The organism is Paenibacillus contaminans, assembly GCF_003285015.1.
GTDB lineage: Bacteria > Bacillota > Bacilli > Paenibacillales > NBRC-103111 > Paenibacillus_V > Paenibacillus_V contaminans.
In genome coordinates, this window is record NZ_QMFB01000004.1 from 375,296 (window position 1) to 388,182 (window position 12,887).

At 47.1% G+C, this 12,887-nt stretch carries 10 protein-coding genes; all 10 read right to left on the minus strand.

All coding sequences use genetic code 11. The features are described from left to right. Positions 1-5: 5 nt before the first annotated feature. Positions 6-1,127: a glycosyltransferase family 4 protein gene (locus DQG23_RS10315; protein WP_238177828.1), complete on the minus strand. Its 1,122-nt coding sequence runs from the start codon at positions 1,125-1,127 to the stop codon at positions 6-8. 28 nt (positions 1,128-1,155) lie between these two features. Further along, entirely contained in the window at positions 1,156-2,325 is a 1,170-nt protein-coding gene (locus tag DQG23_RS10320; RefSeq protein WP_113030732.1) for an O-antigen ligase family protein, read from the minus strand. Next, on the minus strand, positions 2,322-3,608 hold the full coding sequence (locus tag DQG23_RS10325; RefSeq protein ID WP_146762282.1) for a lipopolysaccharide biosynthesis protein: 1,287 nt from the start codon (positions 3,606-3,608) through the stop codon (positions 2,322-2,324). Before DQG23_RS10325 ends, DQG23_RS10320 begins: the two co-directional genes overlap by 4 nt. Positions 3,609-3,800: 192 nt before the next feature. Continuing rightward, positions 3,801-4,877, minus strand: coding sequence for a hypothetical protein (locus DQG23_RS10330; RefSeq protein WP_146762283.1), 1,077 nt, complete (start codon positions 4,875-4,877; stop codon positions 3,801-3,803). Between the two features lie 29 nt (positions 4,878-4,906). Continuing rightward, on the minus strand, positions 4,907-6,247 hold the full coding sequence (locus DQG23_RS10335) for a nucleotide sugar dehydrogenase (RefSeq protein ID WP_113030735.1): 1,341 nt from the start codon (positions 6,245-6,247) through the stop codon (positions 4,907-4,909). A gap of 4 nt (positions 6,248-6,251) precedes the next feature. Continuing rightward, entirely contained in the window at positions 6,252-7,271 is a 1,020-nt protein-coding gene (locus DQG23_RS10340; protein ID WP_113030736.1) for a Gfo/Idh/MocA family protein, read from the minus strand. A 34-nt stretch (positions 7,272-7,305) separates the two neighbouring features. Beyond that, positions 7,306-9,177 carry a polysaccharide biosynthesis protein gene (locus tag DQG23_RS10345; RefSeq protein ID WP_113030737.1) on the minus strand — a complete coding sequence of 624 codons (1,872 nt, stop codon included), beginning with the start codon at positions 9,175-9,177 and terminating at the stop codon, positions 7,306-7,308. A 241-nt stretch (positions 9,178-9,418) separates the two neighbouring features. Further along, the gene (locus tag DQG23_RS10350) at positions 9,419-10,102 is read right to left on the minus strand and encodes a CpsD/CapB family tyrosine-protein kinase (RefSeq protein ID WP_113030738.1); all 684 of its coding nucleotides are present in this window, start codon (positions 10,100-10,102) and stop codon (positions 9,419-9,421) included. Then, positions 10,083-10,838 carry a YveK family protein gene (locus DQG23_RS10355; RefSeq protein ID WP_113030739.1) on the minus strand — a complete coding sequence of 252 codons (756 nt, stop codon included), beginning with the start codon at positions 10,836-10,838 and terminating at the stop codon, positions 10,083-10,085. The genes DQG23_RS10350 and DQG23_RS10355 overlap by 20 nt, the downstream gene beginning before the upstream one ends. A gap of 79 nt (positions 10,839-10,917) precedes the next feature. Continuing rightward, positions 10,918-12,720 carry an S-layer homology domain-containing protein gene (locus DQG23_RS10360; RefSeq protein WP_113030740.1) on the minus strand — a complete coding sequence of 601 codons (1,803 nt, stop codon included), beginning with the start codon at positions 12,718-12,720 and terminating at the stop codon, positions 10,918-10,920. Positions 12,721-12,887: the final 167 nt, after the last annotated feature.

Genomic DNA, 12,887 nt, shown 5'->3' on the forward strand with positions numbered 1-12,887 from the left:
CGTTATCAAGAAGTCGCACTTAATAGCTGCTTGTATAACTGATCCAGCTTCACGCTTTCCCGCTGCCAATTAAATGTTTCCAATATCATCTTGCGGCCGTTATTTCCCATCCGCTCCGCTTCCGCCGGGTGGTCGACGATCCACTGTATGGCGTTGGCAATCTCGTCAGGATCCAGCGGATTGACGCAGATGCCGCAATCGTAAGCTTCGATAATTTCCCGCCAAAGCGGAAAATTCGAGCCGATGACAGGGATTCCCGCAGACATATATTCGAACATTTTATTCGGCTGCGAGTTGATATGGTTCCGTTCCGGATGGAACAAAACGAGACCCGCCATACACCCTGCCATGGCTGACGCAAGCCGGCTCCGCTCGATTTCGCCCAAAAATTCGATTCGCGGCCAGTTCGGATCGTTCATCAATTGAGCCTTCAACGATTCGGGCGCCATTCTCCCTGCCAATACAAGATTGGCGTCGGTTTGGCCGATCGCTTTCACCATTTCCTCGATGCCGCGAATTCTCGTAATTCCTCCTAAGTAGCAAACTTTCTTTTCTTTCCTGCTCCAATCGTTTTCGGAGACATACAGTTCTTCTAATATTGGGAAATTATTGATATTACATCCCACTCTCGATATGCCGTCGAACCTCTTGCCGATTTCCGGAGTAGCCGTAATAACCGCATCGATTTTGCGCGCAACAAAATTTTCGAATTTCCGCAAAGCCCATGAGACTGTTTTACGCTGCCATGCTGGAATGTAGTATTTGGACATAATTTGGCTCGGCAAATCTTCATGCGCGTCGTAAACGACGATTTTCCCTCTCATCTTCAAGAGCAGTCCATAGGGCAGCAGCTCCGGATCGTGAAAATGGTATAGGTCCGCATTCAGCGACTTGGCCTTTTTGTACACCTGATACGCGGTTTGCGTCATTCTGGCAAGTCTATGCGTACTCTTTTTAGCGATATCATGAAAAAAAACACCTTGAAGGTGTTTTTGCGCGGGGCTCGGAACGGTTATATGGGTTTCATAGCCTAATGAAGACAAGGTTCTGCATTCCTTGACGAAAATCCGGACATCCTGCGATTGATGCGCGGAGGTGAAATGGCAAACTTTAATATAAGCGCTCAATGATTACTCCCACTTTCATAAAAGCTGGTTACACCGCCGATTCTAATTTTTTGAAACTTCCCTGCGCCGGTTCCGTCATTACCTCTGCCGTTTGTCCGGCTTCAGATTTTCTTTTCGCAGTACCGAGATAAATTAATATCACGATCACCCAGAACAAAATGCTTAATCTCCCTCTGACGATATTATTGAAGGTAAACGCTTGTGTAACAAAAACCAATAACACGAATAACTCCGGATAATGCTTTCGTTTAAAAGATTCAATAATAAACGAAAAGTAAAACAAAGTAAGAGCAGCAACTCCGATGATCCCCCCTGAAACCATAAACAACAAGTAGTCGCTATGAGGGACCGTATCAAAAATAGGCGAAATCTTAGCAAAAGAACCTAAACCATGTCCGAATATCGGACTTTGTTTAAACAATCGGAAAGCTTCGACAAAAAGTCCGTCACGCTCGGACGCATTACTCCTGACTTCGTTAAATTTAAGCATAAGCGCATCAAAGTATTGATTGTAGAAAAACCAAACGATGAGCGAGTATGCCCCAAGAAGAATCATTTTTCTTCTTGAATTAAACAAAGTACTGCAAACGAAAACCAATGCAATCCCTAACAGACTTAACAAAGCGCCTCTTGAAAAACTTGAATAAATTAATGGGATAAGTACACTGCCGGAAACTAGGAGTTTGATAAAGGAATATTGCTTTTCCAGATAAAGACCCAGAATCAAGGCAAAAATCATGACATAGAATCCTGCCGACTCATTCGGACCGTCAAAACCGCCAACCCATCTCGATCCCGCATATGGCGGATCGATGAAGAGCGGGTTATACCAAGACAAAAAGCTGGCGAGCAAGTTTATTATTGCCCCAAGGCTTCCCGCCAGTGCAATTTTTTTTAGCACATCCAGCCTTTTAACCGATTCAGCGGTTGCGATAAATATAAAACATATGCTCCCTAGCGACAGCCAAAGTACTTCAATAACGGTTTCTATTGACAATGCGAAGCTGCTTCTCAACATAATAAAAATCATTAATGTCCAGACATAAAACATCAATATATCTTTCTTCTTTATTTCTCTTGAATTTTTCAATGCTTTTGCTAATGAGAGGGAAGCCAGAATAAAAATGCAAGCATAAGATAAAAGCTGCGTAGACTGGAACTGGACAAACAAAACCGCCAGAAAAAATAACCAAATCATTTGATCAGCAACCTTTTATTTTGGCCAAATGATTTAACCAAAAGAAATATTTTTTTCACTTCGGCATCAACAAAAATCCATACTCCCGCCATAATACCTATAAATAGTAAACACAACATCAACCCGTAATTGTAACTAATCAAAATAGCTCCGACCAATACGAAAAGGTAAAACGCAATAAGCCGCATTAGATTGTTTGGATCTATCTTAATCCGATACAACTTTACGCAAAAATATTGAGACAAAATCCCCATCGATAAAAAGGAAGCAAATATCGATAGTTTTATCGTAGCCATATAAGAAAGAAACGTTAAACATACGGCGGCTGTTCCCAGTCCCGACAACAGACTGTATATCACGACAAACGTAGAGTAAGCTTTACTGCTTGATGCATCTATCGGGTTTCTCAACAAGTTGTAATAAACCAACATCAATCCGCTGCCCAATAAAAACCAATCCAGAAATGCAATGTTCATTTCCTGATTCGTTATTAATGAGAGGATCGGATGAAAGAAAGCTAATAAAAATACGCTGCAAACCGCTCCGGCTCTCCCGAAAAGCGATAAAATGGCCGCTACGATCTTTTGGGCCCCGGCATGATCTTGATTAGCAAGCCTGGCAGACAGATGCGGAAGGAGTACGATTCCCAACGAGTTTATGGGCAGACTCAAAATAGAAATGAACTGCATAATGAAACTGAACACGCCGACATCAGCCTGACTTGCAAACCTGTTCATTAATAATGCAGGGAACGTATAAATAACGCTTGCGCCTATTAAACCCGGCAGTCTGTTAAAGCCGTATCGAAAAAGAAATACGGTATTCCCGGCAAATGTTTTCTTTACGTTCGCGAAGTTCTTCCTTATTTCCGGCAGCAAGTATACCGAACTGATGTATAGCCAAATAAGGCCGGATACGGATAAGAACAAATAGCTATACATGGTTACATATTCCAAGATGTTGCCCGAAAACCAAACGGTTACTAGCGGAACGAACACAAAACCGATCAATTGTATGACATTGGCATGGTTGTATTTCATGCTTGCTCTAAAATACGCATACGAAATGCCTTGGAGTATGTTCGATACCACGAGAATGACAAACAACCATTTATATTCGGCACTCCATTGACCCAGCATCATTTTGGACATGAATGGTCCGATAATAAAACTGATAGCAGCAAGTAAAGGAACCGAAAGAAGTAAAATGAATTCGACCGAGCCTTTATCCTTTTTATCCAAAAAAGGCTTATTTCGCGGAACGCTTACCGTTAATCCGATCAACAGCGGCACCCATAAAAAATCGACGCCTCGTTTGATCACATATAACATCCCGTTGCTCTCGATTCCGAATTTGCGCGTAATCAGAACGACCAATAAAAAACCGCTAAGACCGATGATCGCCTGTGTTATTGCGACAAGCCCCAAGTTTTTGATCAATTTGTATAACAAAACAGCTCTCCCGTTTACATGAGTTTACTTGCTTGAAAGAGCAATAGCCAGGCGCCCAAGCCCCTGGCGTACGAATGCTCTATTCGATTTAATTTTCCTTTTCCTTTCCCCTACAAACCAGATTCTTTGAATGATTTGTCCGGAATCGTCAACAAAGTCTTGAAGCATCTTCCTGTAAATCTTGTTATACGTCTCTTCCTGATTCAACATGCCGTACAATCTTAATGCTTCCGATGTCGGCTGCAAATCGATAATTTTTTTCGTGTTGAACAAATACACGGTTCCCGTATCTTTGTTCATCAAGTTGTTCTCCAAATAAATTAACATCCGTTTGAACCAAACATTCGCCTCTTCATTTGATTCTTTCAAGTAATAGAGAGCTCTGATCGAAAATATTTGATGATAGGTGTCAACGGTATCCTCGGTCCCGCCGATTCGATAAGGCACCCAACCGTCCGTATGCAATTTGCTGACGCAGCCGTGTACGATTTTTCTCGAAGCGTCAACCAGGGTTGAATCGGCCAATAATTCTCCTGAAACACCGAGCGCCGCAGCTACTAACAAATTAGCGTTATGCACTTTATAAGTGTCAAACGGCGTATAACTTAATAACAAACAATCCGGCGATTCGCTGACGCGGTTCAAACCGTTCAATAAGTTGTACGCGGCGGCTCTTATTACATCGTCCTCCACAACATTTCGCCGTTTCTTGGCTAATTCATAAAAAAACAAGATCGTTTCCGAGGTTGTCGTTGACATCATCGTTCCTCTCGGGAACGTTAACTTTCCTGAAAACCAATCGACAGGCAAGCCCCAATACAATTTATCCTTGTCTGCCGTTAATTTTTGATACATCTGGACCGCGGCATCCAACTCGTTGCAATTTACGGCAGCCATCCCGATTAAGGTATAATTTTCATGCCATTTCTGAAACTTCACGATCTTGGTCCTATGAAGAATTCCAGGGACGAAATACATTAACCGTTTGATGACGCCTCTGATGTATCGATTGCGAAATATTTCCCCGTCGTAGTAATCCGTCCAGCGCTCAGAGCTGTTTAACAATTGAAACATCAGTCTTCTGCCCTCTAATGATTTCAAATCGATCACCTTGGTATCTATAAAATGGATTACAATTTATGAAATTTCGAATGTTTCTTAGTCTGTACTTTGTTTCTTGTATCAAACAGCACTTTCGAATGGTCTTCGATCAAGTTATAGTCAAATGCCTTATGATCCGTCGTGAGGACTACGATATCGGCATTTTGCAAGTTTTCCGCATTGAGTTCGACCCCATGATAGATCGATCCTCCGCTTTTGAAGCTCGGCACGTGAGGATCGCTGAACATAACATGAGCTCCTTTATTTTGTAACAGTTGGATGATATTCAAAACCGGCGACTCCCGATAATCGTCGATATCCTTCTTATAAGCTACGCCGAGCAAATATATCGTAGAGCCGTTAATCGGCTTCCCCTCATTGTTCAGAATTTCGCCGATACGCTCAACGACAAAATCCGGCATGTAATTGTTGATCTCGCCGGCCGTCTCGATCAGTCTCGTGTGATAATTATATTCCCGGGCTTTCCACGTCAAGTAAAAAGGATCGATCGGAATGCAGTGTCCGCCCAGCCCCGGACCGGGATAAAAAGCCATAAACCCGTATGGCTTAGTCTTGGCTGCGTCGATCACTTCCCAAACGTCAATCCCCATTTTATGGCACAAAATCGCCATTTCGTTCGCAAGCGCGATGTTGATGTTGCGAAACGTGTTTTCGAGAATTTTTTCCATCTCCGCCACGGACGGCGTGGAAACTTCATGCACTTCGCCCTCCAGAACGTTCCGGTACATGGACGATGCCACCTTCGTGCAGACCGGCGTCATCCCGCCGACGACCTTCGGCGTATTTTTCGTATTGAACGATTTATTGCCCGGATCCACGCGTTCAGGCGAATACGCCAGGAAAAAATCATGGCCGCAGCGGAGTCCGGACTGCTCCAAGATCGGTTTGACCACTTCTTCGGTCGTGCCCGGATATGTCGTGCTCTCCAGCACGACAAGCATGCCCGGATGCAAATATTTGGCGATCTCTTTTGCGGACGATTCCACATAGGTTATATCGGGCTGCTGATGAACGTCGAGCGGCGTAGGGACACAAATCGTGACGGCGTCCACATCCAGAATATAGGAATAATCGATCGTCGCTCTCATTCTGCCGGAGGCGGTCATTGCGATCAAATCTTCATCGACGACGTCCCCGATATAGTTGATTCCGCCATTGACCTGCCGCACGCGCTCTTCCTGCACGTCGAAACCGATGACTTTGTAGCCTACCTTCGCTTTCTCGACAGCCAAAGGGAGACCGACATATCCCAATCCGACAACCCCGATTTTTGCAGTTTTCATTTCCAGCTTTTTAATCAGTGCGGCGGAAAGCTTTTCCGCCTCGAGCGTATTTTCGATAATCGACATCGTATCATCCTCTCAGAGTGGTTACTTGTTTGCAATCCGAAGCTTCACACATATCTAAAATCAATTTCAAAGCGGCTCTGCCGTCTTCGCCGCTAACAACAGGTGTGCGATCGTCAAGAATCGCCTGCACCATATCCTCGATCAAACATTGATGTCCCGGTTTGCCAAGCGGATCCGCATTCACCTTCTCGATCAGCTCGTTCGTCTCTTCTTCGCTCACTCCCGCCATTCTCCAATACTCGATACGGTTGGCTGAGGTGCCGCTTATTTTAACCGAAGCCTTCTCGCCGAAAATCGCGATCGACTCCTCGATATTGGAGGGATATACCGTTACGGCCGCCTCGATGATGCCCAAAGCCCCGTTCGCGAACCGCACGATACCGGCCGAAACGTCCTCCGACTCGATATTGCGCAGGCGCGTCTCATTAAACGCGGAAAGCTCCGCCGCCTCGCCCATCAGCCAAGTTAGCAGGTCCAGGTTATGAATGGCCTGATTCAGCAGAACGCCGCCGTCCAGCGCTTTGGTGCCTCTCCAAGCCGCCTGATCGTAATATTCCTGATTCCGGTTCCAGCGTACCGTCGCGTTGGCATGGCTCAGCTTGCCGAATTGCTGTTCGTCAAGCGCTTTCTTCAATTCGACGATAGCGGGGCGAAATCGATTGGGATGAACGACCGCCAGTTTCACCTTGTTTCGCTTGCATGCAGCGATAATACGATCCGCATCCTCCAGCGTCAGTGCAATCGGCTTTTCGACGACGACATGCTTGCCCGCGTCGGCGCCGGCAACTGCCAGCGGAGCGTGCAAACCGCTCGGCGTACAAACGTTCACTACATGAATGTCAGGATTTTTCAGCATATCCGACAAATCCGTATACCCTTGGACGCCATACTCGCGAACGTACTCCTCCACTCTTTGCGGATTCGTATCGCATACGGCGATAAGCGCGGCACCCGGCGTATTCCGAATGGCTTCGACATGTTTTTTGGCTATATGTCCGCAGCCGATAATCGCAAAATGAATCATTGTCTAAATCCTCTCGGCAGTTAGTATGTATTCGCTATACGTGGGAAAGCACTCTGCGAGTCTCTTTCGGCGCATGGTCCAATTGATCCGGGGCTCCCGTAAAAGTAGGGACGATATGCTTCAGCACGTCGCGGATCACATGAGGCTCTTCTTTCAGGACCTTCTCCAGCTTCATGATTTCAAATTCCAGGCTGGCCCGTTTCATTTCCGAAGGCTTGCCGATGAAAATTCGGTTGTGCTTAGTAGTACCGATCCCTTCTTCGTCAGTTAACAACTCCTCGTACAATTTTTCGCCGGGCCTCATGCCGGTAAATTCGATATCGATGTCGACATTCGCTTCGAACCCGGACAACCGGATCAGCTGCTTGGCCAAATCGACGATTTTTACCGGCTCCCCCATATCAAGTATGAATACCTCACCCCCTTTAGCTAATGAACCCGCTTGGATGACAAGCTGTACGGCTTCCGGTATCGTCATGAAATAACGGATCATTTTCGGATCGGTAACCGTAACGGGGCCGCCGCTCGCAATCTGCTCCTTGAATCGCGGAATAACGCTTCCCCTGCTGCCCAGAACGTTGCCGAAGCGGACGGCTGTAAACTTGGTTCGGCTATGCGCGTTCATGCTTTGAATAACCATCTCGGCGATCCGTTTCGTCGTTCCCATGACGCTGCTCGGATTAACGGCCTTGTCCGTCGAAATGAGTACGAAACGCTCCGCTCCGTATTTATCCGCGCATTCCGCGGTATTTTTCGTGCCCAGCACATTATTTTTAATCGCTTCCGCAGGATTTCGCTCCATTAGCGGAACATGTTTATGAGCCGCAGCATGAAAAACAACTTGAGGCTTAAATCGCTCAAAAAGCTGCTCCAGCCGAAAACGGTCCTGCACATCTGCGATGATCGTTTCGTACGTCAGGTTGGGAAACAGCTTCTTCAATTCCATTTCGATGGAGTAAATGCTGTTCTCGCCATGCCCCAGGAGCAGTAGCTGCCGCGGACGAAAAGGAGCGATCTGCCTGCACAGCTCGGAGCCGATCGAGCCTCCCGCTCCTGTCACGAGCACCGTTTTGCCTTCCACATAATCGGCGATCCCCTGCAAATCCGTGTGGACCGGTTCCCTTCCCAGCAGGTCTTCAACCTCGACATCCCTTATTTCTTTGATCGATATTTTACCGTGAATAAGATCGCCTAGCTTCGGAATGATCTTCAATTTGGCACCGGTCGCGTTGCATATCCGAATGATGTTCGCCGTCGTCTTCTTCGAGACAGACGGCATCGCGATAACGATGTCGTCGACTTGATATTTGGCGACTATTTCCGGAATATCGCCGATCCCGCCCTCCACTTGAAGCCCCATGATCTGCCGGTCGCGTTTCGCCGGGTCGTCGTCAACGAACGCCACCGGATACATTTGCGAGCATTTGTTAAGCTTCAGCAGCTTCGCAACCAGCGTTCCGCAGCCTCCGGCTCCGACGATCAATGCCCTCCGCTGCTCCCGCTTTTGCTTGTACGCATGTCCCCTGAACATCCGCCATACAAAGCGCACGCCGCCTACAAGCAGCAGAATCGATTCATAGGAGAGTATGATCACCGACAAAGGGATCGCCTGAGGCAGCAAAATTGCGCTCAACCCCCAAGAAATCGCGCAGCTTACGGTAACCGACAAGACGATCGATATTAATTCCTCGACGCTTGCATACCGCCATATTCGCTTGTACTGCTTGAACAAAATCATAAACGGCAAAAAAACGAATGTGGATATGGTGCCGTAAGAAAAAATCTGGCTCACATATTGTTCCGGAATTTCGCCTATAAACCGAAAGTAATAAGAAGAAAAAATGGCTAACCAAATAATAAGAACATCGATCACGATCAACGCCGTCATTTTAGCCTTGGCACTCATAGCCGGCTCCTTTCTAACGAAAAAGTGATGTGTTGGAAATAAAAACCTTAGTTATGCCGTTTTACTGCCGATTACAAAACAACATAACTCAGGTCTTTATCCCCCTTGTTGCATAAGGGCATCAAACCCGTCCTCACGTCACACCATCGACAATTGATGTCTAAGGTCGCCAAACCCACAGCATGACCGAGTGCCTGCAGTGATAAAGGTGCAGCAGACATTACCTACCGGATTTTACCGATTACGATTCGCTGAAGTAGTAATAATAAGACTCCGCATCTTTCCGGTTTAAATTATTCAGGACGACGCCAAGTACCCGGGCGTTGACATGCTTCAAATTGCTTAACGTTTTTATGGCCAAGTCGCGCTTCACTTTGCAGGAATCGATCACAAGCAAGACGCCGTCGCTTTTGCTCGACATGATTTGCGAATCGGTGACGGCCAGCGTAGGAGGCGTATCGATCACGATAATGTCATATTCCCGTCTCAGCTTCTCAAGCAGCGCATCCATTTTTCTTGAACCGAGTACCTCGGATGGATTAGGCGGCAGTAAGCCTGATGTCAAGACTGATAAGCCTTCGACGTCCGTTTCCATGATCGCTTTCTGCTTGACGGATTCGTCCGTTAACAAGCCTGTAAGCCCGACGCGGTTCGATTTCATAAAATAATGATGCAAGGTCGGTTTTCGCAAATCCGCATCGATAACCAACACCTTCTTATCCGCTTGCGCAAAAGCTGCCGCTAGATTGACGCTGGTCGTCGACTTTCCTTCTCCAGGCTGGGTCGAAGTAACCATGATAACCTTGATTTCACGGTAAATGCCCGAATACTCGATATTCGTTCTTAACGTTCGGTAAGCCTCGGATACGGGCGATTTCGGGTTTGCGTGCGTAATGATCGTTCTGTTAGGTGTTTGTTGTGGCATACGGTTTCTCACCTGCTTCCTGTTGTGACAATCCCTTTGTTACCCGATGCGGTTTCGACTCCTCCTCCGTCATCGTCATAATGACGGCCAAAGTCGGCAACTCCAAAAATTGGCGTACATCTTCCTCCGTTTTGATCGTGTCGTCCAAATATTCCAGCAGGAATGCGATCCCGATCGCCGCCATCAGCGAAACCACGAACGATATGGCCATGTTTAGCTTCGGGTTCGGCTTCACCGGTACCGGATTAGCAAGAACTTTCGCCTCATCCAGAATGACGACGTTATCAAGCTTGTATATCGCCGGGATTTGTTCCTGAAATACTTTGGATATGGCGTTCACCATCTCCGCAGCCCGCTGCTGGGAAGCGTCTTGAATGGTGATGGTCAGCAGCTGCGAGTTGTTTACGGCACTTACCCGCGTCTTGCCGATTAACTGCTGGGGGGTCATATTGAACTCCGGATACTGCTCAATCACTTTATCCATAATCGCTAACGTTCGAATGATCTCTTTATAAGAATCGATGAGACGCAAGCTCATATTGACTGCATTCAGGTCCAGCGGCTGAACCGTAGAAAGATCGTTCCCCCTCGAAACGACTAATTTTGTCGACGCTTCATACACCGGTTTCAAATAAAAGTAACTTGCCAAACCTGCTGCCGTAGTAACCAGCACTACAATGCTTGTTATGAGCCATATCCGTTTGCGGACGATATTCAAATATTCCTTCAATTCCATGGTTAGCCTCCACTTCACCGACCAGCGTGACTGTTAGCCCCCCTCCAGCCTGGACACGGAGGGGGGACAGCCGCATACCCTATTGCATGGCCAGTAATCTGTACATCATCACTGCTGCTTGTGCCCGTGTAGCTTTGCCATTCGGCTCGAGACGACTGTTTTCAAAGCCCTGTATGATGCCTTGGCTCACCGCCAATGCAAGATCATCTTTCAATGTCATTTCAACGGAGCCGGCATCAGCGAAGGAGCTCAATACGGCGTCAGCTTGATTAACGCTTACCTCATCATCGTTTATTTTCAAAGAGCGGACGATCATAGCCGCCATTTCGGCACGCGTAATAAACGCATCCGGCATAAATTCGTTCGTCGAACGGCCGTTGATGATACCCTTTTTCACCGCAGAGGCTACGTAAGGCGAGAACCAGTCGTCGCTTTTCACATCCGCGAAGTTCATTTCAGCCTGGTTGTTTTCTAGACCGAACGTTTTTACGATAATTTTGGCGAACTCGGCTCGGGTGATCGGGTCGTCAGGGAAGAACAGATTCTCACTGCGTCCTTCAAAAATGCCTTTGGCAGCCATTTCTCCGATTTGACTGCCCGCCCAATCCTTCACGCTGTCCAGGTCGCTGAAGCGATGGCTATTCCCCTTTCCATTACCATGGCCATTGCCATTACCATTACCATTACCATGGCCATTGCCATTGCCATTTCCGTTACCATTGCCGTTTCCATTGCCATTGCCATTGCCATTTCCGTTTCCATTGCCATTGCCATTGCCATTGCCATTGCCGTTACCATTGCCGTTTCCGTTACCATTGCCGTTACCATTGCCGTTACCATTGCCGTTTCCGTTACCATTGCCCGGATCTTCCAGCGCAGTAATCGTCACCGTTCCCGAGTAAATCAATTTGTCGATTATCCGGACATGGGCCTCTACCTTGATCGTAGCTTTGTTTCCCTTCACAAGCGTAAATCGGCCGTTATCGTCGACGGTGACGTGCGGATTGCCGGTTTCTTTCGTCCATTCCAGAAGGCCGTTCGGAATGTCTTTGCCGAGAACAGTAAGCTTCGGCGTTACCGTTCTTCCGTCACTCGATTTCGTCTCGCTGTAGCTGACCTGCGTCCGCAAGAAAGCGAAGGCTAACGCATTCCTTGCACGAACGCCGGTTGGCGCCGCTGCTTCGATCTTCCTCACCGAATTGACGAGACCCTGTGCGTTAATACCGAGACCCGTCAATACTTTGCCGGCCTTCAGACTCGGATTCGATATCGTATCCTGCGCAACATTCGTCAATAACTCATAAATCTTGGCGCTGCTGGATGTGAGCAAGACGAGTTCTTCCATCGACAAGTTTTTCAATTTGCCGGTGAAACTTTGCTCCAGCGCTTTAAAGAAATCGGTAACATCGGCGACGCCGAGGCCGCCGCTTACGCCCCCAAGCTTGGAAAGCTGGTTAAGCAACGGCGTGTAATCTTCCTTCAGAGCATACAAATCTTGCTCATTAGGAAAGAAATGGAGTCGGGGATCCGACAACAGCTTCGCCAGCTCGGCCTCGGTGACCAAATTGTATACGGAAGGATCCGGAGCGGCATGTTTCTTGGCGATAATCGGGTCGATAACATCCGAAATCAGATCCGGGCGGGAAGACAAGTTTTTTTGTATCCAATTATTCGCTTTTTGAATATCCCCCATATCACCCGGCTCTAAATTTTTGCGGATCGCATTTACCATTTCCAGCGCCTCTTGAACGTTCTGAGGCAATGCTTCGGCATGCGCCACGCCGCTTTGAAACGGCATACCGCCCGATAACGGCAGCAGCGCCGGCGTGCTAAGTACCATGCTTGCAGCAATTGTCGATACGAATATTTTTTTCTTAAGCACCGTTCAGTCTCTCCTCGCTTTTTTTAATCGTTCTTCTTGCTTTGAATGGAATTCCGTTCTGGAATTGCACCATTGCGCAATCGTTTTGCGCGTTTCACCAAATTTCAACTTCATTCTACTTTTTTTTCGAAAAGATAAACTATCATCAGCTATTCTCATTTTCACTA